The sequence below is a fragment of the Microvirga thermotolerans genome (assembly GCF_009363855.1).
Classification (GTDB): domain Bacteria; phylum Pseudomonadota; class Alphaproteobacteria; order Rhizobiales; family Beijerinckiaceae; genus Microvirga; species Microvirga thermotolerans.
Map to the genome: position 1 here is coordinate 1,611,748 of NZ_CP045423.1, position 24,806 is coordinate 1,636,553.

Here is a 24,806-nt window from a genome sequence, read left to right on the forward strand (position 1 = left end):
TTCGCCTTCGTGCAACAGCTCTGCGGCAGGTTGCCGGCGCTTCATTCTTTTCCTGAAGGGTAGGAGGGCTCGTTCTTTCAAGTCAAGACGAAGGTGCGGGAAGGCAGCGCCGAGCGGCACACGCCGGCACCTCGGTCCGGCGAGCGCTTCGGGACGTCGGGAGAGGGGAGGGCGGCCGTATCGTTCGTGTCCCGCCGGGCGGATCAACGGGTCAGGGCCCTGGAGATGACAATGCGCTGGATGTCGCTCGTCCCTTCGTAGATCTGGCAGACGCGCACGTCCCGATAGATGCGCTCCACCGGGAAATCCTCGGTGTATCCATAACCGCCGAAGATCTGAATGGCATCGGAGCAGACCTTCTCGGCCATCTCCGAGGCAAAGAGCTTGGCCATGGAGGCTTCCTTGAGGGCGGGCCTGCCCGCATCCCGCAGCGAGGCTGCGTGGAGCACGAGGTGCCGCGCCGCTTCGATCCGCGTCGCCATGTCCGCAAGGCGAAACGCGACGGCCTGATGGCCGATGAGCTTGCTGCCCATGCTTTCCCGCTCGTTCGCATAGGCAAGCGCCGCTTCCAGGGCGGCACGCGCCATCCCGACCGATTGCGCCGCGATGCCGATCCGTCCGCCTTCGAGGTTCGAGAGCGCGATGCGGTAACCCTCTCCCTCCGCGCCGAGCAGGTTCCCGGCCGGTATCTCCAGGTCATCGAAGGCGATCTGAGCCGTGTCGGACAGGTGCTGCCCCAGCTTCTTCTCGATGCTCACGACCCGGTAGCCCGGAGTCTTGGTCGGCACGATGAAGGCCGAGATGCCACGCTTGCCGGCCTCGGGGTCCTTGACGGCGAAGACGATGGCGATGTCGGCGTTCTTGCCGGAGGTGATGAACTGCTTGGTGCCGTTCAGCACCCAGCCGGAGTCGGTCCGCCGGGCGCGCGTCCGCAGGGCCGAGGCGTCGGATCCGGCATGAGGTTCGGTGAGGCAGAAGGCGCCGAGCCATTCGCCGCGGGCCATCGGACGCAGGAACTCCTCCTTCTGTGCATCGGTGCCGTAACGCAGGATCGGCACGCAGCCGACGGAGTTGTGCACGCTCATGATGGTGGAGATCGCGCCGTCTCCCGCGGCGATCTCCTCGAGAGCGACCGCATAGGCGACGGTGTCGCTCATGGCGCCGTCCCACTCTTCGGGAACGAGCATGCCCATCAGGCCGAGCTCTCCCATTTCCCTGATGACTTCCCTGGGGAAGTGGTGCGTCCGGTCCCATTCGGCGGCGTTGGGAGCAAGCCGCTCCGCTGCGAAGCGGCGCGCCATGTCGCGCACCATCTCCTGGTTCTCGTCGAGGATCATCGGCTTCGTCCTTCGGCTCTGTCCGTTCCCGAGCAATGCGCGGCGGAACGGGTCGGGGCGCCTGGCGCCGTCGAGCCGTCCCCTTGTGCTGCCGGGATCGATGCGGCAGTTCCAGGCCCCGCGCCCGAGGCGCGGGGCCTTGTCCTTCTCAAGCCGGTCAGTCTTGACCCTGGTTGATCACGATGGGCGAGAGCTTGTTCGCCTGGAGGCCGTACTTCTTCAGGATCTCGTCGTAGATCCCCTTCTGCTGCAGGCGCTCGATGCCCTCCTTCACGGCATCCCGCAGCTGCGTCTCGGTCTTGAGGACCGGGATGCCGGAGAGCGACGTCGTGAAGGCCTCGCCGATCAGCACATAGGTGTTCGGCTCCTGGGACTGCAGATAGGCCAGGGTCTCATTGCCCTGGACCGCGGCATCGATGCGCTGGGTCTTGAGCTGCGTGCGGGCATCCGCCGAGCCTTCGGTGCCGACGGCTTCGATGGGAGGCTTGCCCTTGGCGACGCAGTGCGCCTGGCTCCATTCGGTGATCTGGCGCGGCCAGTTCGTGGAGCGGCTGGCCCCGACCTTCTTGCCGCACAGGTCCTCGGGCGTCTTGACGGTCGCCGCCGAGGCGGACGTGACGTAGAACTGCGCGCCGGATTTCATGTAGTCGACGAAGTCCACGATCTCGCGGCGGGCCGGCAGGTCGCTCATCCCGGCGAGCGCCAGGTCGACGCGGCCCGTCTGAAGCGAGGGGATCATCTGCGCGAAGGCGATCTCCTGCCACTCGATGGCGACGCCGAGCTCCTTGGCGAGGGCTTCGCCGAGATCGATGTCGAAGCCGGTGAGCTTGTTGGTGGCCGGGTCCTTGAACGTGATCGGCGCATAGTTCGGCATCGTCGCAACGACGATCTTGCCTGCCTTCTTGATCCGGTCGGGGAGCTCCGCCGCATGGGACGGAACCGCAAGGCCCAATGCGAGCGCGCTCGCGAGCAAACCTGCCATCAGTTTCATTGTGGTCGATCCTTTCCTGGGAACGTTCTTCAAGCCAGAACCGCGGCGATAAAGTCGCGGGTCCGCTGCTGCTGCGGATGCACCAGCACCTCCTGCGGCGGGCCTCGTTCCACAATGGCCCCCCGATCCATGAAGACGACTTCGTTCGCCACCTCGCGGGCGAAGCCGAGCTCGTGCGTCACGACGATCATCGTCATGCCCGAACTGGCCAGATCTCTCATGACCGCCAGAACCTCGCCGACGAGCTCCGGGTCGAGCGCCGAGGTCGGCTCGTCGAACAGCATGAGCTTCGGCTTCATGGCGAGCGCGCGGGCGATCGCGATGCGCTGCTGCTGGCCTCCGGAGAGCTCGGACGGATAGGCGTCGCGCTTGGCGGCGAGGCCCACGCGCTCCAGGAGCGCCATGGCCTCGCCTATAGCGTCCTTGCGGCGGCGCTTCTGGACCGTCACCGGACCTTCGATGATGTTCTCGAGGGCCGTCATGTGCTGGAACAGGTTGAATCGCTGGAAGACCATGCCGCTCGTCAGGCGCTGGCGGGCGATCTCCGCATCGTTCAGCTCATACAGCTTGTCGCCGACGCGGCGATAGCCGATCAGCTCGCCATCGACCCAGATCGCCCCGGAGTCGATCCGCTCGAGCTGGTTGATGCAGCGGAGGAACGTGCTTTTGCCCGATCCCGAGGGGCCGACGATGCAGAGCACCCGGCCGGCGGCGATCTCGATGGAGACGCCGTCGAGCGCCTGAACCGAGCCGAAGGTCTTGCGCACGTCGGCTGCAACGACGATAGGCATCATGGCTCAGCCCTCCATCGCCGGGCGCAGCGCCGGGCGGGCCCGGCGGCGGCGCGAGCCCTTGGCGAAATAGCGTTCCAGGAAATGCTGCCCGATGCTCAGGATCGTGACGATGATCAGATACCAGCCCGCCGCGACGATCAGGAGCTCGATGACGCGGGCGTTGGCGTAGTAGATCGTCTGGGCATTGCGCAGCACCTCGGCGAAGCCGATCACGCTCGCGATGGACGTGAGCTTCACCATGCTGATCACCTCGTTGCCGACGGGCGGGATGATGACCCGCATGGCCTGCGGAAGCACGATGCGCCGCAGGGTCGTCAGGCGCGTCATGCCGATGGCCTTCGCCGCCTCGGTCTGGCCCACGTCGACCGAGAGGATGCCGGAGCGCACCACTTCCGCCGTATAGGCCCCCTGATTGATGCCGAGGCCGAGGAGGGTCGCCACGAACGGGGTCATCACGTCGACCATGCGGGCCTCGAAGAGGCCCGGAATTCCGATGCGCGGGAAGACGAGGGCCAGGTTGAACCAGATCAGGAGCTGGAGAAGGAGAGGGGTGCCGCGGAAGAACCAGATGTAGAAGACCGCAACTCCCTTGAGCACCGGATTGGGGGACATGACCATGACCGCGAACAGGACGCCGAGCGCGATGCCGAGCGCCATGGCGCAGAACGTCATGATGATCGTGTTGCCCAGACCGCTCACGATGGCCTGCGCCGTGAAGAACTGGCCGACGATGTGCCAGTCGATCTGCCCCTCCGCGAAGGCCTTCGCCAGGTAGCCGAAGGCGAGGAGGATCAGGATGCTGGCGATCCAGCGTCCGTAGTGGCGGCGCGGCACATGGGTCAGGTGAGCGATCGACGGATCGAAACGCCCGGTCCCCGTCTCCGTGTCCATCGCAGAGGATACGGTGTTGCTGCTCATCCCGGCTCTCCCCGTTCGTTCCCGTTCAGTATCGCGGGCCGTCATAGCACATTGCCCACGCGCGCTGCCCGTCGAAATCCGAACGCAGGCGCGCCAGCTGCTCGGCCACCCGGCGCGGCGCCGTGCCCCCGTAGCCGTCGCGGGCTCCGACGGCGGCCTCGGGCGTCAGGCCGGTCTTGACGGAGGCATTCAGGCGCGCATCGACGGCGGCGAGATCCTCCTCGTCCAGGTCCTCGAGGCCGATCCTCCGGTCCTCGCAATAGCGAACCAGGCGGCCGGTGATCTCGTGCGCCTCCGAGAAGGGGACGCCCCGTCGGGCAAGCCAGTCGGCCACCTCCGTGGCGAGCGTGAAGCCGTCCGTCGCCTGCCGCCGGAGCTCGTCGACATCGACGCGCATCGTGCGCACCATGCCCGCCATGGCCGGCAGCACCGCGCCGAGGGTGTCCACCGCTTCGAAGGCGGCCCGCTTGTCCTCCGCGAGGTCGCGGTTGTAGGCGAAAGGCAGCCCCTTGAGGGCCGTCAGCATCGTGCCCAGGCCGCCGACGAGGCGCGCGGCGCGGCCGCGCGTCAGCTCCGCGATGTCGGCGTTCTTCTTCTGCGGCATGATGGACGAGCCGGTCGCAAAGGCGTCGTCGAGCTCGACCCAGCGGAACTGGCGCGAGGACCAGAGAAAGATTTCCTCGGCGAGCCGGGACAGGTTCACGCCCATCATCGCGGCGACGAAGAGAAACTCCGCAACGTGGTCGCGGCTGCCGACGGCGTCGATGGAGTTCTCGCAGGGACCGTCGTAGCCGAGCTCCCGAGCGGAGAGCTCAGGCTGCTTCGCGATGGCCGAGCCCGCGAGCGCTGCCGCCCCGAGCGGGGAGCGCGCGGCGCGCCGGTCCCAGTCCTGCATCCGCGCGATGTCGCGGGCGAAACCCTGGGCATGGGCGAGGAGCTGGTGCGCAAAGCTCACCGGCTGGGCCGGCTGGAGATGCGTGAAGCCCGGCGCCACGGATTCGAGGTGCCGCTCGGCCTGAAGCGCGAGGGCCTCCTGAAGGGCCAGCAGGTCGAGGACGATGCGGCGCCCCCGGTCCCGCAGATAGAGCTTGAGATCGTTGGCCGCCTGATCGTTGCGCGAGCGCCCGGCCCGGAGCTTGCCGCCCAGGGGGCCCAGTTTCTCGGTGAGGGCACGCTCCAGAAAAGTGTGCACGTCCTCGTCCGTATCCGCCGGGAGAAGGGTTCCCGCCGCAATCTCGCTTCCGAGGGCCGCAAGCGCCGCTTCGATCGCCTCCCCCTCGGCCTGCGTGAGCAACCCGGCCCTCACGAGTTCGCGCGCATGGGAGACGGAGGCCGCAAGGTCGTAGGGAGCCAGACGGAAATGGCTTGCATCCGAGCGGGAAAGGGCCATGAGCTCGGGCGATGGGCCGGCCCGGAATCGCGATGCCCAAAGAACGTTTGCCGCCGTCATTGCCGTTTCCCCCTTGCCCCGCTGATGTTCCAAGGGAACCTGCGACTGGCAAATGAAAATTCGTCGCCTTGGTATTCCTTCTTGGAATAGAAGGGGTGATTCCTCTTCGTCAGTCCAGCCTCGGCCGTTCCATGAGCATCCAGCGTCTTCCCGGTTCCATGACAGCCCTCCGCGTCCTGCTCGCCATTGCCGAGCATGGCACGGCCTCCGCCGCGGCTGAGGCCGTCAGCCTGACCCAGAGCGCCGTCAGCAAGCACCTGCGCGGGCTGGAGGAGACCCTCGGGATCGCCCTTTTCGCCCGCGGCAGCCGCGGCCTCGTTCCGACGGAGGCCGGGCGCCTCTATGTGAAGCATGTCCGCCGCGCGCTGGCCGAACTTGAGACGGCCGGCGCGCAGATCTCGGCGCTGAAAGCGTCGCCCTGGTCGGTGAGGCTCCACGTGCTGCCGATCATCGGGGATCGCTGGCTCGTACCCCGCTTCTCCCGTTTCGCGGAGCTCCATCCCGAGGTCGACGTCCAGTTCACGACCTTCGTCACGGCCGACACCGCCGAGGCGGCCGACGGAGTGTTCCGTTTTGGAGAGGGAGACTGGCCAGGGCAGCGGGCCAGCTATCTGTTCGGCCGGGACGTCGCCCTCGTCGGCGCGGCATCTTACGTCGCCCGGCTCGGCGGCATCGAGACGGCGCAGGACGTTCGCCGTTACACCGTCCTCGACCATTTCCAGACCCCGTTGCGCTGGAGCGAGTTCGGTGCCGCGCACGGGCTCGATGACTTCAACCCCGTCCACACCATCCGGTTCGGATTCTACTCCCTGGTGATCCGGGCGGCGATTTCCGGCCAGGGCCTGGCCCTGGTCCCGCGGCGTCTCGTCCAGGAGGAGCTCGAGACCGGCCGCCTCGTCAATCCGGCCGGCCTCGGCTTCCGGAGCCGCCACGGCTACTGGTTCACCACGCCGGAGGACCGCCCGATGCGCCCCGGGCTCGAGGCGTTCCAAAAATGGCTGCTGGCTGAGGTGCAGGCGGGCTGACGGCGGGACAGGCGGCGTTCCGCCCGCGCGAGAGCCTGCCCGCGAGCTACCCGCCCGGCTGCGGGCTTCCTCGACGTCGGGGGCCGACCGTCTGACGGGTGGTGCGCCTGCGCGTCGCCGCCTTCAGGAGCTTGCGGAAGGTCGGGCATTCCAGATGCGTCGGAGCCGGGCACTCGGCGACGTGCCGCAGGGCATTGCGCAGCATCCGCAGGTCGAGGATCTGCCGCTGCAGGTCGTCCGCCCTGGCATGCAGCCGGTCGCGGGGGATGTCCGGCCGGCCGTCCTCCCGGAACATGCCTGCGATCTCCGCAAGGGAAAAGCCGGCGGTTTTCCCGAGTTCGACGAGGGAGAGCTTCAAGAGGACATCGGCATCGAACTGCCGCCGCAGGCCATGCCGACTGAGCGAGCGGATCAGGCCGATCTCCTCGTAGTAGCGCAGCGTCGAGGGTGGCACGCCCGATTGCCTGGCGACCTCCCCAATGTCCAGAATTCGCATGCTTGACCTCAAGTTGACTTGAAGTCGTACGGTGACCCGAATCGTCGATTTGAGCAAGAGGCACGCGATGGAACGCAATCCCTTCCCGAGACCGGTCTGGCGGGACCCGCGGGCGGTCGCCCTGCTGGCGGCCGCGTCGCTCACCACCATGGCGAATGCCACGATTAGCCCGGCGCTCCCCGGCATCGAGCGCCTGTTCGCGGACGACCCGAACGCCGCGATGCTGACGCGCCTGCTGGTGCCCGCGCCTTCGCTCAGCGTCGCCATCTTCGCGCCCTTCGCCGGCCTCGTCGCCGACCGGCACGGCCGGCGGCGGCTGCTCCTGGCCGGGGTCGTCCTCTTCGTGCTGGCCGGCTGCGCCGGGACCTTCCTCCCCGATCTTCCGACCATCTTTGCCAGCCGCCTGGCTCTCGGGGTCGCCGTCGCCCTCATCATGACGGCGCAGACCGCGCTGATCGGCGACTACTTTTCCGGCGACGACCGGAATGCGCTCTCGGGGCTCCAGATCTCGGCCCGGAACTTCGGCGGCCTCGTCTTCATCTCGCTTGCCGGATGGCTCGCGATGGTCTCGCCGCGCCTGCCGTTCGCCATCTACGGAGTCGCCGCGGCCCTCCTGCCGCTGATGTGGAAGGTCGTCGTCGATCCGCCGCGGGCCTCGCCTCGGCCCGGTGCCCGGCAGGAAGACGACGGCCGCGGGGATTCCTCCTGGGGGCTCGTCTTCGCATCGCTCGTGCTTCTCCAGGCGGCGACGAACATGATCTTTTTCATCATGCCGACCCAGCTGTCGTTCTTCTTCGAACGGGCAGGCCATAACGGCGCCGCGATGACCGGCTCGGCGCTCGGCATCCTGACATTCTCGGGCGGCTGCTTCGCGCTGATCTATGACCGGATCCGCCGGGCGACCGGTTATGCGGGCATCTTCGCGTTGGGCTACGGTGCGACGGCGGCCGGGTTCCTCCTGCTGTCCCTCCATGCGACGGCCCCGGCATCGCTCGTGGCGTCCGCATCCATCGGCGCGGGCTTCGCGCTGGTCTCGCCGAGCTTCGTGACCCTTGCGTTGAACCTCGCTCCGCTCCGACGGAGAGGGACGGCCGGGGGCATCCTGACTGCATCGGTCTTCGTAGGCCAGTTCTGCTCGCCGCTCCTCACCACGCCCTTCATCGCATCCTACGGTTATGAGGGGCTGTTCCGAAACGCCGCTCTGCTCCTTGCCGCGATGGCTGCCGCAGCCGGCTCGAAGAGCTGCTGGAACCGGCTTCGGGCATCGAGGGGTCGGGCCCTGTCCCTGGAATAGGGACCCACGCCGGTGGCTCGTTGCTGGAAACGGAGAGCGATTCGGCGCGCAAGGGAATCTCCATGCCTCCTGCGGGCTTCACGAAAGCTTCAGGACGAGGGCGACCGCTGTCGAGGCGAGCGCTTCGTGAAGGCCGACCCTCACCCGGGTGGCGCAAGCCGCGTGGGCGCGACCGGCGATGCCATGGCGGTGTAAGACGGCTTGCCAGCAACGGCTGGCTCGCCGACGATGCCGGCGGGCCGGACTCCGGTTCGGACCCTTCCGTCCTCCAGAACGTGATTTCTCCATGCGGGAACGCGCCTCTCTGCTCCTGAAGATGTTCCAGGCCGCCGTCGCGGCTGCCGATCCGGCCCTGTGCGTTCCGCCTGCCTTGCCCGCGCGGCCGCGCGGGCGGACCATCGTGGTCGGCGCCGGAAAGGCCTCCGCCGCGATGGCACGGGCCGTGGAGAGGGCATGGGACGGACCGCTCGAAGGGCTGGTCGTGACGCGCTACGGTCACGCGGTTCCCTGCGAGCGGATCGAGATCGTGGAGGCGGCTCACCCCGTGCCCGATGCGGCCGGCATGAGGGCGGCCGGGCGGATTCTGCGCATGGTGTCTGGCCTTTCCGCCGACGATCTCGTGCTGTGCCTGATCTCCGGGGGCGGCTCGGCGCTGCTGAGCCTTCCGGGGCCGGGCCTCACGCTGGCGGACAAGCAGGCCGTGAACAGGGCTCTCCTGAATTCGGGCGCGAACATTGCGGAGATGAACTGCGTCCGCAAGCATCTCTCCGCCATCAAGGGCGGGCGCCTGGCCGCGGCCGCGGCGCCCGCGCGCGTGGTGACGCTCCTGATCTCGGACGTGCCGGGAGACGATCCGAGCGTGATCGCCTCCGGCCCGACGGTGCCGGACCCGACCACGAGGGAGGACGCCCTCGCCGTTCTCCGGCGGTACGGGGTCGAGCACGGGCCCGCATTCCGCCTGCTGCGGGATCCGTCCTGCGAGACGCCCAAGCCGGACGATTCGGCCTTCCTCCATGCGTCGACCCGGCTCGTCGCCACGCCGATGATGTCGCTGCGCGCCGCCGCCGAAGTTGCCCGCGGCGCCGGGTACAGGCCCGTCATCCTGGGCGACGCGATCGAGGGAGAGGCCCGGGAGGCGGGGATCGTGCATGCGGGCCTGGCCCGCTCCGTCCTGGTCCACGGCGAGCCTGCCGCGGCTCCGGCGGTGCTGCTTTCCGGCGGCGAGACCACGGTGACGGTCGGCGGAAGCGGAAAGGGCGGCCGCAACACGGAGTTCCTGCTGGGCTTCGCCCTCGCCCTCGGCGGCGCCGAACGGATTGCCGCAATCGCCTGCGACACGGACGGCATCGACGGGTCGGAGGACAATGCCGGAGCGCAGTGCTTCCCCGACACGCTGGCGCGGATCCGCGCGGCAGGCCTCGACCCGTTCCAGCTGCAGCGGCAGAACGACGCCTATACGGCCTTCGCCGCAGCCGGCGACCTCGTCGTGACGGGCCCGACCCTCACGAACGTCAACGACTTCCGCGCAGTCATCGTCGGATAGGCGGCGCCTGCCGAGCAGGTCGTCGTCCCGTGCATCTCACTGATAGAACGTCCACAGGAGGTTCTCGCTCAGTTCCTTCAGCGCTTCGACCGCATCCGGCCGCTCCCGCGCGACGGCGGTGACGATCGCGTCGGCCAGCGCGAAGGTCGCCGACGGGGAGTTGGGCAGGAGCCGGCTTCGCGCCGGGGCGAACAGGGTCATGTCCGCCAGGCGCGCGAGCGGGGAGGTCGGGGCATCCGTGAGCGCCAGGACCGTCGCGCCGCGCTCCTTGGCGAGGTTCGTCAGTTCCACCGTTCCCCGGGAGTAGCGCGGCATGGAGATCGCGATGACGAGGTCGCCCGCCCGCGTCGACATCATGTGCCGGATGGCGTGCTCCGGCCCCACCCGCGAGGACGCGAAGATCACGCTCGCGTCGAGATAGAGCGCAAGCCCTTCCTCGAGATAGGCGGCCACATGATGGCTCGCGCCGGATCCCACGATGAAGATGCGGCGGGATTTCAGGACGGCGTCGATGGCCCGCGAGCAGACGCCTTCCTCCAGCGTGGAGATCGCCTCGGAAAGGTTGTTCTCCTGGTCCTTGAGCGCGTTGACGAGAGTCGCGAAGGTCGAACCTGCGACGGCGCGCGCGCCCGCGAGCCCGTCCACCGGCGCCATCGCGACCTTGAGGGCCGCCGAGAGGGCGGCGCGGAACTCGCCGTAGCCGTTGTAGCCGAGACTGCGCACGAAGCGCGTGACGGTGGCCGTCGAGGTGCCGCTTCGCTCCGCGAGCCCTTCGATGGTCATCGTCGCGGTGTCGAGCGGGTTCTGGAGCACGAAGTCCGCAGCCCGCCGGTGGGTGCCGCTGAGCGACGGGTAGGCGGCTGCGATCCGGTTGGCGAGATCCGTCGTCGGCTTCAGGACGGGCGACATCGACGCTCCACGCAGATTGACGTCAGAAATTTTTCATGTTCTCTAAATTCAGAAAATAAAACTGTCAAAAACCAGATACAAGGGAACGGAGAAGTTCAATGCGCAACCGTATGATGTTTGCGTTCGTGGCCGGCACGTGCCTGCTGAGCGCTCCCGCCTGGGCTCAGTCCCTGCGGATCGCGCTCAGCTCGGAGCCGACGGCGGTCGACCCACACTATCACGATCTGACGCCGAACAACGCCCTCGCGGCGCATATCTTCGAGGGCCTGACCAAGCAGGACGAAAAGCAGAAGCTCCATCCCGGGCTCGCGACGTCGTGGGAGAACGACGGCAAGACCAAATGGACGTTCAAGCTCCGCCAGGGCGTCACGTTCTCGAACGGCAAGCCCTTCACCGCGGACGACGTGATCTTCACCTTCTGCCGGACCCTGAAGAACGAGACTGCCATCGCCGGCTCATTTGCCGACATCACGGGCAATTTCGCATCCGTCGAGGCGCCCGATTCGCAGACCGTCGTCATCACCACGAAGACGCCGGACCCGCTGCTGCCGAACTTCCTCTCCAGCGTCGGCATTCTGAGCGCGTCCATCGTCGCGCACGACAAGCTGACCTTCGATCCCGCCAAGAACTGCGGCGTCACGGGCAACTGGCCCGTCGTCGGCGACTTCAACGACGGCAAGCTCGCCATCGGAACCGGGCCCTACAAGCTGAAGAGCTACGTGAAGGGCACGGGCATCGAGCTGGAGCGGAACGAGACCTACTGGGGTCCGGCCGAGCCCTGGGCGAGCGTGCGCTTCGTACCCGTTCCCAACGCCGGCCCGCGTCTCGCGGGGCTGCTCGCGGGCGACTACGACGTGATCGAGAATCCGGCTGCGCGGGATCTCGGCCGGATCAAGGACGACAAGCGCTTCGGCTACGTGATCACCCCCTCCACCCGCGTCATCTACTTCCAGCTCGACGTGGAGCGCGACCAGAGCCCGTTCGTGAAGTCCGAGGACGGCAAGAACCCGCTCAAGGATCCGCGCGTCCGCAAGGCGATGTCCCTCGCCATCGACCGCGACGCCATCGTCAAGCGCATCATGGACGGTGCCGCCGAGCCGGCCAACCAGTTCCTGCCGACCGGGATGTTCGGGACGCTGCCGAACCCGCCCAAGCTGGCCTACGATCCCGCCGAGGCCAAGAAGCTCCTGAAGGAGGCGGGCTATCCCAACGGATTCCAGGTCACCCTGTCGACGACCAACGACCGTTACATCAACGACAGCCAGATCGCGCAGGCCGTGGCCCAGTATCTGACGCAGATCGGCATCCGCGCCGACGTGGACGCCATGACGCGCGCCATCTACTTCCCGCGCCGCTCCAAGAAGGAGTTCAGCGTCGCGCTGGGCGGCTGGGGCTCCACGAGCGGCGAGGCGTCCTCCTTCCTGCGCCAGTGGCCCGCGACTCCGGACGAGGCCAAGACCATCGGCGGCTCGAACTACGGCGGCTACTCGGATCCCGAGTTCGACAAGCTCATCCGCGCCGCGATCACGACCCTCGACGATGCCAAGCGCTCCGAACTCCTCCAGCAGGCCGGGGCGAGGGTGCTCGAAAGCAATGCTTTCATCCCCCTGCATTTCGAAAGCACCGTCTGGGCCTACAAGGCGAACCTGACCTATGCGGGCCGGACGGACCAGTTCACCATGGCCATGTCGGTCAAGCCGGCGAAGTGAGCCATGGGTGAGGGCGCCTATCGCCGGGAGCGCACCCGATGACGGCCTACGTTCTGCAGCGCCTGATCCAAAGCGTTCTGGTCCTGCTCGCCGTTTCGATCGTGGTCTTCTTCGCCGTCTACGGCATCGGGGACCCGATCGAGCTCCTGGTGCCGCCGCAGGTGAGCGCGGCCGAGCGCGAGGCGATGATCCGTCGCCTCGGGCTCGACCTGCCCGTCCTGCAGCAGTATCTCGCCTTCCTGGGCAATGCCCTCAAAGGCGATCTCGGGCGCTCCTTCGTGCATGGCGTGCCGGCCGTCGACCTCATCCTGGCGCGGCTGCCGGCCACCTTCGAGCTCGTCCTCCTGGCGATGAGCCTCGCGGCCCTCGTCGGCGTGCCGCTCGGCCTCCTCGCCGGCCTCAACCCCGAAAGCCGTCCGAGCCGTGCGATCATGGCGGGGACGATCCTCGGCTTCTCCCTGCCGAGTTTCTGGAAAGGCATGATGCTGATCCTGCTCTTCAGCGTCGCCCTCGGCTGGCTGCCGACGGCGGGGCGCGGCGAGACGGTCTCGTTCCTCGGCGTCCAGACGAGCCTGCTGACGCCCGACGGGCTGAAGCACATCGCGCTGCCGGCCCTCAATCTCGCCATCCCCAACATGGCGCTGATGATCAGGCTGGTCGCAGCGGGCACGACGGAGGCGATGACGCAGGACTATGTCAGGTACGCACGCGCGAAGGGCGTCCGCCGCAAGCGCATCGTGGCCCGGCACGTGCTGCGCAACATCCTGATCCCGGTCGTGACGGTTGCGGGGATCGAGTTCGGGAGCCTCGTCGCCTTCTCGACCATCACCGAGACGGTGTTCGCATGGCCCGGCATGGGCAAGCTCCTGATCGACAGCATCTATCACCTCGACCGTCCGGTGGTGGTCGCCTACGTGATGCTCGCGACCCTGCTGTTCGTCGCCGTGAACTTCCTCGTCGACGTCCTCTATGCCGCGCTCGACCCGCGCGTGAAGCTGACGGGAGAGATGGCATGATCCCGTCCAAGGCGGGCGCGCCGGCCGTGGCGTCCCCTTTCGACACGCCGTTGCGGAAGAAGGTCCTCCGCCGGATCCGGAGCCGCCCCACCACGCGCGGCGCGGCGATCCTGCTGGGCATTCTCGTCCTGCTCGCGCTCCTTGCGCCTATCATCGCGCCCCAGAACCCCCACGACCTCGCTTCCCTGAGCGTCATGGACAACCGTCTCGCGCCGGGATCGCAAGGCATGACGGGGATCACGTACTGGCTCGGAACTGACGCCCAGGGACGGGACATGCTCAGCGCGATCCTGTACGGCCTCCGAACCAGCCTTCTCGTCGGGTTGACCTCCACGGTCGGCGCCCTCGTCGTCGGGATCGCGGCCGGGCTGGTCGCCGCCCAGTTCGGCGGAGCCGTCGACGCGGCGATCATGCGCGTCGTGGACTTCATGCTCGGCTTCCCGTCGATCCTCGTCGCGCTCGTCCTGCTCGCCTCGATCGGCCGCGGAATCGACAAGGTGATCCTCGCGATCGTCCTCGTTCAGTGGGCGCAGTACGCGCGGCTGATGCGGGCGGCTGCGCTTGTCGAAAGACGCAAGGAATACATCGAGGCGGCGGTGAATTTCGGTCTGCCGACCCGGCACATCATGCTCGCGCATCTTCTGCCGAACTCCATCGGCTCGGTGCTCGTCGTCTCCACCATCAGCATCGCGAACGCGATCACGCTGGAGGCGACGCTCTCCTTCCTCGGGGTCGGCGTTCCGGTGACGCAGCCCTCCCTCGGCCTCCTGATCGCCAACGGCTTCGAGTTCCTCCTCTCCGGGGAATACTGGATCGCCGTCTTCCCCGGCATCGCTCTCGTGCTGCTGATCATGTCGCTCAACCTCGTCGGCGACCGCCTGCGCCGCAGCTTCAATGTGAGGGGGCCATGACATCGCCTCTGCTCGAAGTTCGCGGCCTCAGGACCGTGTTTCACGATCTGAAGGGAGCCTGGCCGGCGGTCGACGGAGTGGATCTCGTCGTGCAGCCGGGAGAGATCGTGGGGCTCGTCGGCGAGTCCGGTTCCGGAAAGTCCGTGACCGGCTTCTCGCTGGTCCAGCTCATCGACCCTCCGGGCGAGGTCGTGGCGGGCGACGTGCTGTTCAAGGGAGAGGACCTGCGGCGGGCCTCCGAGGAGCGCCTGCGCGCGCTGCGCGGCGACCGCATCGCCATGATCTTCCAGGACCCCCTGATGACGCTCAACCCGGTCCTGAGCATCGGCGAGCAGATGTGCGAGGCGATTCTCGAGCATCGCGACTGCAGCCGACAGGAGGCCATGAGGGAAGCCGCGCAGGCCCTGGCGCGGGTCGGCATCCCATCCCCCGAAACGCGCCTGAGGCAGTTCCCGCACGAATTCTCGGGCGGCATGCGCCAGCGCGTGGCCATCGCGACCGCGCTCCTGAACGGGCCCGACCTGATCGTCGCCGACGAGCCGACGACGGCGCTCGACGTCACGATCCAGAGCCAGATCCTGTTCGAGGTCCAGAAGCTCAGCCGGGAGACGGGGGCCGCCGTGCTGTGGATCACGCACGATCTCGCCGTCGTGGCGGAGCTCGCCGACCGTGTCGCCGTCATGTATGCGGGACGCATCGTCGAGGAGGGGACCGTCGACGAGGTTCTGGACCGTCCCCGCCATCCCTATACGCTGGGCCTATTGGGCTCCTCCGCCGCGATGGTCGAACCCGGCGAGCGGCTGAGGCAGATCGACGGGGCGGCGCCGAGCATCGATGCGCGTCCCAGCGGATGCCCGTTCCGGCCGCGCTGCGGGCGCGCCCTTCCTGTCTGCGCGGAGGTCGATCCGCTTCCGCAGGTCCAGGACGGGCACCGCTTCCGCTGCCACAATCCAGTGCCCGAGGGCAGTGCTCCATGACCGCGCCTTTCTTCGAACTGCGGGGGGTGAAGAAGCACTTCCGCGGCAAGTCGACCGTCGCACAGCGCCTCCTCGCCGCCGTCGGCCAGGCGCCGCCTCCGCCCGTCCTGCGGGCGGTCGACGGCGTGGACCTCACCGTCGCCCGCGGCGAGGTGTTGGGTCTCGTCGGCGAATCCGGCTGCGGCAAGTCGACCCTCGCGCGCATCGCTACCGGCATCCTCAAGCCGACCGAGGGCGATGTCGTCTACGACGGGCGGCCGGTTGCACGGCTGAAGGGGAAGGAGCGGCTGGACTATCTGCTCAAGGTGCAGATGGTGTTCCAGGATCCCTATGCCTCCCTCGATCCGCGCATGCAGGTGCACCGCATCGTCGGCGAGGCGCTGCGCGTCCACCGCCTCCTGCCGAAGGGCGAGATCGATGCGGCGGTGGACAAGGCGCTGACCGAGGTCGGCCTCGATCTCGCCTACCGGAACCGGTATCCGCATCAGTTCTCCGGCGGCCAGCGCCAGCGCATCGGCATTGCCCGCGCGCTGGCCGTGAAGCCCGATTTCCTGGTCTGCGACGAGCCGGTCTCGGCGCTCGACGTGTCGATCCAGGCGCAGGTCATCAACCTGTTCATGGATGTGCGGGAAAGGCACGGGCTGACCTATCTCTTCGTCAGCCACGACCTCGGCCTCGTCCGGCACATCAGCGACCGCGTCGCCATCATGTATCTCGGGCGGATCGTCGAGGTCGGCCCCGCCTCCGCCGTCTTCGCCGCGCCGGCGCATCCCTACAGCGCGGCGCTGATCGCGGCGAGCCCGTCGGCCGCGCGGCGCAAGCGCGCGTTCCAGCCGCTGAAGGGCGAGCTGCCGTCGCCTCTGGCGCCTCCGAAAGGGTGCCCGTTCCACCCCCGCTGCGACCGCGCCATGTCGATCTGCCGCGAGGTCCGCCCGGCCCTCAAGGAGATCGCTCCCGGCCGCAGTGCCGCCTGCCATCTGCACACTTCGGAAACCGCATGACGACGACAACGCTCAATCCCGGGATCGGCCGCAGCACGCTTCCCTTCATCGATCCGTTCCATCCCGAGCGGCCGCTCGAGGTGAATTTCTACCGACCCGCCTCGCACGGCCCGGACGATCCGGTGGTGATCGTCCAGCACGGCATGCTCCGCAACGGGGACGAGTATCGGGACTTCTGGATTCCCGCTGCGGAAAGGCACCGGATCCTGATCGCCGCGCCGACTTTCTCCGACGGGCGCTTTCCGAAGGCGGAGAGCTACAACAACGGCCTGGTCCTCGGGGAGGACGGCGCCGTGCGCCCCTTCGAGAACTGGCTCTACGCCGTGCCGGGCCGGGTTTTCGCGGCCCTGCGGAAGGGCGGCGTGACGCGCCGCTCCAAGGCGCGCCTCTTCGGTCATTCCGCGGGCGGGCAGTTCGCGCACCGCCTGCTCGCGACCCAGGATCATGAGCCGTACGAGGCGGTCATCGCCGCCAATCCCGGCTGGTACACCCTGCCGACGCTGCAGCGCGCCTTCCCCGAGGGGCTCGGCGGGGTCGGCCTCGACGAGGCGGCGCTGGCCCGCTGGTTCGCCTACCCGATGCATATCTTCGCGGGCGACCGGGACATCAGCGTGAGCGATCCGAACCTGCCTGCGCAGGACGAGGCCCTGAGGCAGGGACCGCACCGCTACGCCCGCGCCCATTACGTCTACGACTTCGCCCGGCAGGAGGCCGAGCGCCGCGGGCTTCCCTTCCGCTGGCAGCTGGTCCGCGTCGAGGGCGTGGGGCACGACGGCGCGGCGATGTCGCGGGCCGCGGCGGCCTTCTGGTTCGAGGGCCGCGTTCCGCCCGCCGACGAGCTGGTGTCCGAGCAGGCCGCGGCCCTGTGACGCGCCGGGGCGGTTCGGGGGCGTGCGGTCTTGCCGTCGCCCGTCCCGTCGAAGACAGTTTCGCCGCGCCGGGCACCGGCGCCCGCACGGGTTGGACTTCGGAGTGAGAGATGAACGTTCGGAATGAGATCTGGCAGCACGTCGACGCCGCGAAGGACCGGCTCATCGACCTGAGCGACCGGGTCTGGGGCATGCCCGAGGTCTGCTACACCGAGGTGCGCTCGGCGACGGAGCACGCTGCGGAACTGCGCCACCAGGGATTTCGCGTCACGGAGGGCGTTGCCGGCATTCCGACCGCCGTCATCGGCGAGGCGGGGGAGGGCGGTCCGGTCATCGCCTTTCTCGGCGAGTTCGACGCGCTGCCCGGCCTGAGCCAGGAGGCGGGCGTCGCCGAGCACCGGCCGGTGGAGCCCGGCGGGCACGGGCATGGCTGCGGCCACAACCTGCTCGGGGCGGGCGCCATGCTGGCGGCCGTCGCCCTGAAGAACTGGCTGGCGGAGAAGGGTATCCCCGGCCGCGTCCGCTACTACGGCTGCCCCGCGGAAGAGGGGGGAGCGGCCAAGGCCTTCATGGTGCGGGCCGGGGCCTTCGACGATGCCGACATCGCCATTTCCTGGCATCCCTACAGCTTCTGGGAGGTCGCGCCCGCCCTGTCCCTCGCCAACACGCGTGCCGACTTCACCTTCACCGGACGCGCGGCCCACGCGGCCGCCTCGCCCCATCTCGGGCGCAGCGCCCTGGATGCCGTCGAGCTCATGAATGTCGGCGTCAACTACATGCGCGAGCACATGCCCTCCGACGCCCGCGTGCACTATGCTCTCCTCGACACCGGCGGCATCGCGCCCAACGTGGTGCAGGCCCGCGCCCGCGTCCGCTATTCCATCCGCGCGATGGATCTGCCCGGCATGCTCGAGCTGGTGGAGCGCGTGCACAGGATCGCGCAGGGCGCGGCCCTCATGACCGAGACGAGCGTCGAGATGCGCATCGTCAGCGCCGTATCGAACACCCTCGGCAACAGGCCGCTGGAGCAGGCCCTGCACAATGCCATGGAAGAGCTCGGCCCGCCGCCCTTCGACGAGGCCGACCGCGACTTCGCCCGCCGGATCCGCGCGACCCTCTCCGAGCAGGAGATCGCATCCGTCTACCGGGCCGTCGGCCAGCCGCGGACCGATGCGCCGCTCGCGGACTTCCTCGTGCCCCTCGACGCTCCGCGCAAGCCGATGATCGGCTCCACCGACCTCGGCGACGTGAGCTGGGTGGTGCCGACGGTGCAGGCGCACGCGCCCACGGTGGCCATCGGTACGCCGTTCCACACCTGGCAGGTCGTCGCCCAGGGCAAGGCGCCGGCGGCGCACAAGGCCATGGTCCACGTCGCCAAGGCCATGGCCGCGACGGGCATGGCAGCGATCATCGATCCGGGCCTCGTGGCCGCCGCGAAGGCCGACCTCGCCGGACAGACCCGCGACACGCCCTACGTGAGCCCACTGAGGAACGGCGTCGAGCCGCCGCTCGACATGTCGATCAACTGATCGGATGGCGAGGGACGCGGCGCATCCTCAGGGGCCGTGAGCACCGCTCCGCCGGGACGCGGGCGGGGAGACGCCCGTTCCCTTCGTTGATCTGACGCAATGAGCGCCTGCGCCGGGTGAGTATGCTGATCTCCGGATACCTGCCGGAGGTTTGTCATGACATCGAAGGAAAACGGGAAAGCCGCGCGTCGTCCGCGAACGTGGCCGCTCACGGCGAGGGTGGAGCGCCAGGCCGCCCTCTTCGGAGAGATGATGGAACGGATCGGAGCGAATCCGGGAGCGGCCGCGCGGGAGCGGTTCGCGGGCGGCTTCGCGGCTGCGTGCCGGCGCTGCCTCCTCTGCCGGAACGCGACGGAATGCAGGCACTGGCTTGACGAGGGCGGTGCGGGCCATGCGCCCGACTTCTGCCCGAACGCTGCCTTCCTCGACCGCGTCAGCCGGACACAGGCGGATGTCCACCGGGCCTGACGACGGAAAGCGGCCTGCGGTTCCGCGACGGCGCAGGCCGCTTCCAGAGCATCATGCGGGTGAGCCTCAGAACATCTTGGACGGCAGCCACAGCGTCAGGGCTGGCACGCTGACCAGGATGACGAGGCGCACGAAATCCGCCAGGATGAAGGGCAGGATGCCGCTCACCACCGTCCGCTGGGTCAGCCCCGGCATGGTCGCCTGGACCACGAACAGGTTCATGCCGACGGGCGGCGTGATCAGCCCGATCTCGGCGACGGTCACGATCAGGATGCCGAACCACACCATGTCGTAGCCGAGGGTCTGGGCCACGGGGGCGAGGAACGGCACGGTGAGCAGGATCATGGACATCGAGTCCATGAAGCAGCCGAGCACCACGTAGAAGACGAGGATCAGCACCAGCACCGCCGTCGGGCTCAGGCCGCTGCTCTGGATCAGGCCGATGAGGCCGCTCGGCAGGCCCGTCGTCTCGAGGAAGTAGTTGAACAGCGACGCGCCGATCAGGATGAAGAAGATCATCCCCGTCAGCGATGCCGTCTCGCGGACGGCGTCCCGAAGAGCGGCGCGGTCGAGTTCGCCCGAGAGCACGGCGAGGACGAAGGCGCCGACGGCTCCGACGGCCGCCGCCTCCGTCGGGGAGAACAGGCCGAAATAGATCCCCCCGATCACCAGTCCGAAGAGCAGGACGACGCCCCACACGCGGCCGAGCGTGGAAAAGCGCGTCGCCCAGTCGGCCCTCGGGGTCGGGGGGGCCAGTTCCGGCGACAGCTTCACCTGAACGACGATGGCGATGCAGTAGAGGATCGTTCCGACGATGCCCGGGATGATCGCGCCGATGAAGAGCTGGCCGATCGAGGTCTGCGTGAGAATGCCGTAGATGACGAGCAGGATCGAGGGAGGGATCAGCACGCCCAGGGTGCCGCCGGCGGCGATGGCGGCCGAGGAGAGGGAGTTGCTGTAGCCGTGCCGCTTCATCTCGGGGATCGCGACCCGGCCCATGGTGGCGACCGTGGCGAGGGATGAGCCGCAGATGGCGCCGAACAGCGCGCAGGCCCCGACGGCGGTGACCGCCAGCCCGCCGCGGATGTGGCCGAAGAAGCCGTTCACGACGTTGAAGAGCGACCGCGACAGGCCGGCCCGCGCGGCGAACACGCCCATCATCACGAACAGGGGGATGACGCTGAGCGAGTAGGGGAAGACCGCTTCGAAGGGAGACGATCCGAGGATGAAGGCCGCGCCCGTCCATCCGTTGAGGAGCCAGAAGCCCGCGACGCCGACGACCGCCATCGCGACCGCGACGGGAAAGCCGAAGGCGATCAGAGCCAGGGCGACGACGAAACCCAGGAAGCCGATGAGTGCCGAGTTCATGATGCGGCCTGCGCCCGTTGAGGTGTGACGATCGTGAGAACGGCGGCGACGATGGACAGGGCCGTGCCGACCAGGAGGGGCACCCAGTACCACATGATCGGTATGCCGAGTTGCTGGGAGCGGTCGCCGAACGTCAGCTGCTGCTGGAAGGCGTCGTAGCAATAGACGAGCATCAGCGCGAGAAGGCCGGCTGCCGTGACGCTCGCGACTGCGCGCAGGAGCCGCTCGGCCGCCTTCGGGAAGGACTCGACCAGAAGGTCGACCCCGACATGGGCGCCCGTGAGGAACGCATAGGGAATCACGAGCCAGGCTCCGGCGACGACGAACAGCTGGACGAGATCGACGACGCCGAGGATCGGCGTGCCGATCTGACGGCCGACGATGTCGGCGACCGTCACCAGCGCCGCGGCGGCATAGGCGAGAACGCCCGCCACTGCGCAGGCGGCGATGAGCCCGCGGAGGATATGAGCCAGATTTTTCATGGATGTTCCGCTATCGGGAAAGGAGAAGCCGCGCGGCTCTCGACGCGCGGCTTAAGGACGGGATCGACGATCACTTCTCCTTTTGGGCGAGGCGCTTGCGCATCTCGTCGACGATCTGCTGAGCGTTCTCGACCTGGGCCGAGGTCTGCTTGATGTAGGCGTCGATGGTGGGCTGCAGCGCCTTGCGCCAGCGCTCGCGCTCCTCGTCGCTCAGCTTGATGATGGTGTGGCCGGCCTGCTCGGCCTCCTTGCGGCCCGCCTCGTCCCACTTGTTCCACCAGGCGCCGAACTTCGCGACCAGGGCGTCGCCCGATGCCTGATCGATGCACTTGCGCACGTTCTCCGGCAGCGAGTCGTACTTGCGCTGGTTCATCACGAAGAAGAAGGGAACCGTGTAGGTGCCGGCCTCCAGGTGGTACTTCAGGACCTCGTTGAGCCCGTAGGACTTCACCGGATCCCAGGGGAAGACCGTGCCGTCGATGACGTTCTTCTGGATGTTCTCGTAGACCTCGCCGGGCGGCAGGCCCTGAGGCGTGGCGCCGAGGGCGGTCAGCATCTCGGAGACGGCGGGGCTCGGCGTGCGCAGGCGCAGGCCCTTCAGGTCCTCCATCTTCTCGACCTTCTTGTTCGAGGTATGGATGAGGCCGCCGTTGTGCGCGTGGAGCGCCAGCACCTTCAGGCCCTTGTACTCGGGGGCGAGATATTCCGGATACATCTCCCAGAGGGTCTTGCTGGCCGCGCCCGCGTCCTTCGTCATGAAGGGCAGCTCGATCAGCGACGTCCGCGGAAAGCGCCCGCGCGGCGTCCCGTGCAGGCCGTGGGCGATGTCGACCACGCCGGCGAGCACCTGCTCCTGCTGCTTGGCGATGTTGCCGAGCTGGGTGCCGCCGGGGAAGATCTCGAACTTCACCGCCCCGCCCGTGCACTGGGTGACCTGCTCCGTCCACGGCACGATGAAGTCCGTATGAATGCCGTGAACCGGCGGCAGGTAGTGGCTGAGCTTCAGGGTCGTCTGCGCCGCCGCCGGCATGGTGGCGGCGCACAGCGCGGTCGCGGCCAGAGCCGCCAGCTTCGTCAACGATTTCATTGGGTCCTCCCGGATTTGCCGCGATCTTGCGGATTCTGATTTCGGATTCCAATAGGAATGTGGGCCATGACGTAGCGTCGCCGCCCGCGCCTCACAGGGCGAGGGAGAGCTTGCCGCTCCTGGCCCGCGAGCAGCAGACCATCATGCGCCGGTTCTCCGCCCGCTCGGACTGGGTGAGAACCTTGTCGCGATGGTCGACCTCCCCCTCGATCAGGTTGACCTCGCAGGTTCCGCAAAGCCCTTCCTCGCAGTCGCTCGGCACGTCGACGCCGACCGCGCGCAGGGCCTGGAGAACCGTCTGGTCGGGCGGCACGTGGACCGTCAGGCCGGAATCCCTGAGCTCGACGTCGAAGCCGATTTCCCTGCTCGGGTCGAGCTGCGTGCCGGCCGAGCTGAAATGCTCCACATGCAGCATGCCGTCCGGCCAGCCCTCCGCGAGCCTCTCCAGATGGGTCAGGAGCCGCTCCGGGCCGCAGGCATAGACCTGCGTCCCGGGCTTCGCGTCGCGGGTGAGCGCCTCCAGATCGAGGCGCCGGCCCTCGCACGAGGGGTAGAGATGCAGGCGCTCGCCGTGGTCGCGCCGCAGCCGCTCCACGAAGGCCATGGTCTCGAGCGCGCGGCCGGCATAGTGGATCGCATAGTCCTTGCCGAGACGCTTCAACCTGTCGGCCATGGCGACGATGGGCGTGATGCCGATGCCGCCGGCCACGAGCAGATAGGAGGAGGCGCCCTCCTCGAGGCGGAAGTGGTTCTTGGGCCCGCCGATCCGGACGAGCATGTCCGGGCGGATCCGCTCGTGGATGAAGGCCGAGCCGCCGCGCCCCTGCGGGTCGCGGAGAACGGCGATCTGGAAGGTGTACGGGTCGTCCTGGTCGCCGCAGAGGGAGTACTTGCGCACATAGTCGCCGATCGTCACGTCGAGATGCGCGCCGGGGCTCCAGCGCGGCAGCCTGCGGCCCCTCGGATCCTCGAGCGTCAGACGGACGATCCCATTCGCTTCGGCGTGCACCTCGCGGACGCGCAGCTGGCGCGCGGCATCGCGCTTGGCGGGCGCGCCGATGGGGAAGGCGGTGAAGCGCTCCAGAATCGCCGGGTCGCGACGCTCGGGATTGGCGGCCGGGTCCCATTGCACCCAGAGATGGTCGGGCCCGCGGAAGGAGGTGTTGGGGAGATAGGTGAAGGTCTGGTTCGGAACCAGCTCCATGTGCGGCAGGCGCCGCGTCAGCTCCTCCAGGAAGATGCGCATCTCCATCCGCGCGAGGTTCTTGCCCATGCACTGATGGCTGCCGTAGCCGAAGGTCAGGTGGTCGGTGGTGTTGTCGCGGTAGATGTCGAGTTCGTCCGGGTTCTCGAAGTGCCGTCCGTCGTGGTTGGCGGAGGCGCTCACGATCAGGAGCTTCGAACCCTTCGGGATCTCCACGTCGCCGATGCGCGTGTCGACGGTCGCGATCCGCCGCCAGGCGACCACCGAGCCGGAATAGCGCAGGCACTCCTCCACCGCGTTCGGGATGAGGGAGGGGTTCTCGCAGATCTCCTGCCAGATCTCACGGTTCTCCAGCAGCAGCCGGAACATGTTGGCCGAGGCGTGGGCCGTCGTCTCGTGTGCGGCGACGATGCCGGCCATCATCATGGAGTGCAGGTAGGAATCGGTGACGACCTCAGGCAGGTCCTTCTGCTTGCGGATTCCGTAAGGCATCCAGCCGTGGCGGTCCGGATCCTGGCGCATCTTCTCCAGCACCTTGCCGGCGTACTGCCAGAACTTGCCCACCGTCTCCGCGACCGCCACCTGCTCCTCGGGCGAGGGGCGGCCCCAGGTGTTGACCGTGTGGGCGATGGAGTATGTCCGCAGCGTGTCCATGTCCTCCTCGGGCACGCCGAGGAAGTGCAGGGCCACCGTCAGAGGGATTTCCCACAGCATCTCGTCGACCAGGTCGGCTCGGCCCTTGTCGGCGATGCGGTCCACATATTCCCGCGTCAGCCGCCGCACCATCCCCTCGTGATGCGCCAGCTCCTCGGGCGTGAACGGCTCCATGAGGGCGCGCCGCCGCTCCATGTGCGCGGGCTCGTCCTCGTTCACGAGCGTACGGTTCATTCCGTAGTTGTAGCGTTTCAGGGTGTCCTGGGCGGCCTGCGAGACGGGCGTGATCTTCTCCAGGGCGATGGAGGGGGAGAACACCCGGTTGTCGCGGAAGATCGCCTTCACGTCCTCGTACCGGCTCACCACCCAGTAGCCGAGCTTGGGGCTGTAGAAGACCGGCTCCTGCTCGCGGGACCAGCGCAGCGCCTCCGCCGGGTCGACCTGGTACGGCCCCTCGAACGGATCGAAGGCGGCGGCATTGGCCGAGATGGGGCAGCCGGTGGGGGAAAGGGCGGGAGCGCTCCCGGGCGATGCGCCGCCGAACGGGCAGCGGCCGCCCTGCAGCGGGCCCGGATTCGCGGCCTCCGGCAGCGCGGTGCCGACGCGCGCGGTGTCGATACGGGGTTGCGTCATCTCGAAGCCTCCTACCGTGCTGCTCGGGTCCGTGCTATTTACGAATAGCGCACAATTATGTGCGCACATCGAGCATACAGACAGTTTCGGCCGGGAATCAAGACAGGCGCGGGCGGGACGAGGGTCGTTCGGCACGGTTTC

Annotated in this window: 22 protein-coding genes; 11 read left to right on the forward strand and 11 right to left on the reverse strand. The window is 68.1% G+C overall.

All coding sequences use genetic code 11. The annotated features are described in order from the left end of the window. Positions 1–203: 203 nt before the first annotated feature. From GDR74_RS07540 to argH, 5 genes are all read right to left on the reverse strand, one after another. Positions 204–1,337: an acyl-CoA dehydrogenase family protein gene (locus GDR74_RS07540; RefSeq protein ID WP_194164667.1), complete on the reverse strand. Its 1,134-nt coding sequence runs from the start codon at positions 1,335–1,337 to the stop codon at positions 204–206. Between the two features lie 157 nt (positions 1,338–1,494). Further along, a complete protein-coding gene (locus GDR74_RS07545) occupies positions 1,495–2,319 on the reverse strand; it encodes an ABC transporter substrate-binding protein (protein ID WP_210251036.1) in 825 nt (274 codons plus the stop codon). Positions 2,320–2,357: 38 nt separating this feature from the next. Further along, the gene (locus tag GDR74_RS07550) at positions 2,358–3,122 is read right to left on the reverse strand and encodes an amino acid ABC transporter ATP-binding protein (protein WP_152585729.1); all 765 of its coding nucleotides are present in this window, start codon (positions 3,120–3,122) and stop codon (positions 2,358–2,360) included. A gap of 3 nt (positions 3,123–3,125) precedes the next feature. Then, positions 3,126–4,013 carry an amino acid ABC transporter permease gene (locus tag GDR74_RS07555; RefSeq protein ID WP_210251047.1) on the reverse strand — a complete coding sequence of 296 codons (888 nt, stop codon included), beginning with the start codon at positions 4,011–4,013 and terminating at the stop codon, positions 3,126–3,128. A gap of 52 nt (positions 4,014–4,065) precedes the next feature. Further along, complete coding sequence (gene argH, locus GDR74_RS07560) at positions 4,066–5,490, reverse strand: argininosuccinate lyase (RefSeq protein WP_152585731.1); 1,425 nt, start codon at positions 5,488–5,490, stop codon at positions 4,066–4,068. Positions 5,491–5,648: 158 nt separating this feature from the next. Between argH and GDR74_RS07565 the strand changes: the two genes are divergently transcribed. After that, a complete protein-coding gene (locus GDR74_RS07565) occupies positions 5,649–6,515 on the forward strand; it encodes a LysR substrate-binding domain-containing protein (protein ID WP_246179995.1) in 867 nt (288 codons plus the stop codon). Positions 6,516–6,561: 46 nt separating this feature from the next. Here GDR74_RS07565 and GDR74_RS07570 read toward each other — a convergent pair whose 3' ends face one another. Next, positions 6,562–7,011, reverse strand: a complete 450-nt coding sequence (locus GDR74_RS07570) for a helix-turn-helix domain-containing protein (protein WP_152585733.1) — start codon at positions 7,009–7,011, stop codon at positions 6,562–6,564. A 67-nt stretch (positions 7,012–7,078) separates the two neighbouring features. On the opposite strand from GDR74_RS07570, the gene GDR74_RS07575 reads away from it, so the two are divergent. Both GDR74_RS07575 and GDR74_RS07580 read left to right on the forward strand, forming a co-directional pair. After that, on the forward strand, positions 7,079–8,305 hold the full coding sequence (locus GDR74_RS07575) for an MFS transporter (RefSeq protein ID WP_152585734.1): 1,227 nt from the start codon (positions 7,079–7,081) through the stop codon (positions 8,303–8,305). Between the two features lie 286 nt (positions 8,306–8,591). Next, complete coding sequence (locus tag GDR74_RS07580) at positions 8,592–9,848, forward strand: glycerate kinase type-2 family protein (protein ID WP_152585735.1); 1,257 nt, start codon at positions 8,592–8,594, stop codon at positions 9,846–9,848. 36 nt (positions 9,849–9,884) lie between these two features. Here GDR74_RS07580 and GDR74_RS07585 read toward each other — a convergent pair whose 3' ends face one another. Further along, complete coding sequence (locus GDR74_RS07585; protein WP_152585736.1) at positions 9,885–10,757, reverse strand: MurR/RpiR family transcriptional regulator; 873 nt, start codon at positions 10,755–10,757, stop codon at positions 9,885–9,887. 98 nt (positions 10,758–10,855) lie between these two features. Here GDR74_RS07585 and GDR74_RS07590 point away from each other — a divergent pair, with 98 nt between their 5' ends. From GDR74_RS07590 to GDR74_RS07625, 8 genes are all read left to right on the forward strand, one after another. Next, complete coding sequence (locus GDR74_RS07590) at positions 10,856–12,466, forward strand: ABC transporter substrate-binding protein (RefSeq protein WP_152585737.1); 1,611 nt, start codon at positions 10,856–10,858, stop codon at positions 12,464–12,466. 38 nt (positions 12,467–12,504) lie between these two features. Beyond that, positions 12,505–13,482, forward strand: a complete 978-nt coding sequence (locus tag GDR74_RS07595) for an ABC transporter permease (RefSeq protein WP_152585738.1) — start codon at positions 12,505–12,507, stop codon at positions 13,480–13,482. After that, on the forward strand, positions 13,479–14,393 hold the full coding sequence (locus GDR74_RS07600) for an ABC transporter permease (protein WP_152585739.1): 915 nt from the start codon (positions 13,479–13,481) through the stop codon (positions 14,391–14,393). The genes GDR74_RS07595 and GDR74_RS07600 overlap by 4 nt, the downstream gene beginning before the upstream one ends. Then, the gene (locus GDR74_RS07605; RefSeq protein WP_152585740.1) at positions 14,390–15,370 is read left to right on the forward strand and encodes an ABC transporter ATP-binding protein; all 981 of its coding nucleotides are present in this window, start codon (positions 14,390–14,392) and stop codon (positions 15,368–15,370) included. Before GDR74_RS07600 ends, GDR74_RS07605 begins: the two co-directional genes overlap by 4 nt. After that, complete coding sequence (locus GDR74_RS07610; RefSeq protein ID WP_152585741.1) at positions 15,367–16,371, forward strand: ABC transporter ATP-binding protein; 1,005 nt, start codon at positions 15,367–15,369, stop codon at positions 16,369–16,371. Before GDR74_RS07605 ends, GDR74_RS07610 begins: the two co-directional genes overlap by 4 nt. Further along, positions 16,368–17,240: an alpha/beta hydrolase family protein gene (locus tag GDR74_RS07615; RefSeq protein ID WP_152585742.1), complete on the forward strand. Its 873-nt coding sequence runs from the start codon at positions 16,368–16,370 to the stop codon at positions 17,238–17,240. The genes GDR74_RS07610 and GDR74_RS07615 overlap by 4 nt, the downstream gene beginning before the upstream one ends. 110 nt (positions 17,241–17,350) lie before the next feature. Beyond that, the gene (locus GDR74_RS07620) at positions 17,351–18,769 is read left to right on the forward strand and encodes a M20 family metallopeptidase (RefSeq protein ID WP_152585743.1); all 1,419 of its coding nucleotides are present in this window, start codon (positions 17,351–17,353) and stop codon (positions 18,767–18,769) included. A gap of 156 nt (positions 18,770–18,925) precedes the next feature. Then, positions 18,926–19,237 (forward strand): DUF6455 family protein, encoded by a 312-nt coding sequence (locus tag GDR74_RS07625; protein ID WP_152585744.1) that lies wholly within the window; start codon positions 18,926–18,928, stop codon positions 19,235–19,237. A gap of 66 nt (positions 19,238–19,303) precedes the next feature. Here the strand turns inward: GDR74_RS07625 and GDR74_RS07630 are convergent, their stop codons facing one another. From GDR74_RS07630 to GDR74_RS07645, 4 genes are all read right to left on the reverse strand, one after another. Further along, a complete protein-coding gene (locus tag GDR74_RS07630; RefSeq protein WP_152585745.1) occupies positions 19,304–20,605 on the reverse strand; it encodes a TRAP transporter large permease in 1,302 nt (433 codons plus the stop codon). Next, complete coding sequence (locus GDR74_RS07635) at positions 20,602–21,087, reverse strand: TRAP transporter small permease (protein ID WP_152585746.1); 486 nt, start codon at positions 21,085–21,087, stop codon at positions 20,602–20,604. The genes GDR74_RS07630 and GDR74_RS07635 overlap by 4 nt, the downstream gene beginning before the upstream one ends. 70 nt (positions 21,088–21,157) lie before the next feature. Continuing rightward, on the reverse strand, positions 21,158–22,174 hold the full coding sequence (locus GDR74_RS07640; protein WP_152585747.1) for a TRAP transporter substrate-binding protein: 1,017 nt from the start codon (positions 22,172–22,174) through the stop codon (positions 21,158–21,160). Positions 22,175–22,265: 91 nt separating this feature from the next. After that, a complete protein-coding gene (locus GDR74_RS07645) occupies positions 22,266–24,665 on the reverse strand; it encodes a cytochrome P450/oxidoreductase (RefSeq protein ID WP_152585748.1) in 2,400 nt (799 codons plus the stop codon). Between the last annotated feature and the right edge of the window lie 141 nt (positions 24,666–24,806).

Coding starts and splice junctions, on each gene's coding strand:
- GDR74_RS07540 (WP_194164667.1), bottom strand. CDS start 1,337: ATGATCCTCGACGAGAACCAGGAGATGGTGCGCGACATGGCGCGCCGC.
- GDR74_RS07545 (WP_210251036.1), bottom strand. CDS start 2,319: ATGGCAGGTTTGCTCGCGAGCGCGCTCGCATTGGGCCTTGCGGTTCCG.
- GDR74_RS07550 (WP_152585729.1), bottom strand. CDS start 3,122: ATGATGCCTATCGTCGTTGCAGCCGACGTGCGCAAGACCTTCGGCTCG.
- GDR74_RS07555 (WP_210251047.1), bottom strand. CDS start 4,013: ATGGACACGGAGACGGGGACCGGGCGTTTCGATCCGTCGATCGCTCAC.
- argH (WP_152585731.1), bottom strand. CDS start 5,490: ATGACGGCGGCAAACGTTCTTTGGGCATCGCGATTCCGGGCCGGCCCA.
- GDR74_RS07565 (WP_246179995.1), top strand. CDS start 5,649: ATGACAGCCCTCCGCGTCCTGCTCGCCATTGCCGAGCATGGCACGGCC.
- GDR74_RS07570 (WP_152585733.1), bottom strand. CDS start 7,011: ATGCGAATTCTGGACATTGGGGAGGTCGCCAGGCAATCGGGCGTGCCA.
- GDR74_RS07575 (WP_152585734.1), top strand. CDS start 7,079: ATGGAACGCAATCCCTTCCCGAGACCGGTCTGGCGGGACCCGCGGGCG.
- GDR74_RS07580 (WP_152585735.1), top strand. CDS start 8,592: ATGCGGGAACGCGCCTCTCTGCTCCTGAAGATGTTCCAGGCCGCCGTC.
- GDR74_RS07585 (WP_152585736.1), bottom strand. CDS start 10,757: ATGTCGCCCGTCCTGAAGCCGACGACGGATCTCGCCAACCGGATCGCA.
- GDR74_RS07590 (WP_152585737.1), top strand. CDS start 10,856: ATGCGCAACCGTATGATGTTTGCGTTCGTGGCCGGCACGTGCCTGCTG.
- GDR74_RS07595 (WP_152585738.1), top strand. CDS start 12,505: ATGACGGCCTACGTTCTGCAGCGCCTGATCCAAAGCGTTCTGGTCCTG.
- GDR74_RS07600 (WP_152585739.1), top strand. CDS start 13,479: ATGATCCCGTCCAAGGCGGGCGCGCCGGCCGTGGCGTCCCCTTTCGAC.
- GDR74_RS07605 (WP_152585740.1), top strand. CDS start 14,390: ATGACATCGCCTCTGCTCGAAGTTCGCGGCCTCAGGACCGTGTTTCAC.
- GDR74_RS07610 (WP_152585741.1), top strand. CDS start 15,367: ATGACCGCGCCTTTCTTCGAACTGCGGGGGGTGAAGAAGCACTTCCGC.
- GDR74_RS07615 (WP_152585742.1), top strand. CDS start 16,368: ATGACGACGACAACGCTCAATCCCGGGATCGGCCGCAGCACGCTTCCC.
- GDR74_RS07620 (WP_152585743.1), top strand. CDS start 17,351: ATGAACGTTCGGAATGAGATCTGGCAGCACGTCGACGCCGCGAAGGAC.
- GDR74_RS07625 (WP_152585744.1), top strand. CDS start 18,926: ATGACATCGAAGGAAAACGGGAAAGCCGCGCGTCGTCCGCGAACGTGG.
- GDR74_RS07630 (WP_152585745.1), bottom strand. CDS start 20,605: ATGAACTCGGCACTCATCGGCTTCCTGGGTTTCGTCGTCGCCCTGGCT.
- GDR74_RS07635 (WP_152585746.1), bottom strand. CDS start 21,087: ATGAAAAATCTGGCTCATATCCTCCGCGGGCTCATCGCCGCCTGCGCA.
- GDR74_RS07640 (WP_152585747.1), bottom strand. CDS start 22,174: ATGAAATCGTTGACGAAGCTGGCGGCTCTGGCCGCGACCGCGCTGTGC.
- GDR74_RS07645 (WP_152585748.1), bottom strand. CDS start 24,665: ATGACGCAACCCCGTATCGACACCGCGCGCGTCGGCACCGCGCTGCCG.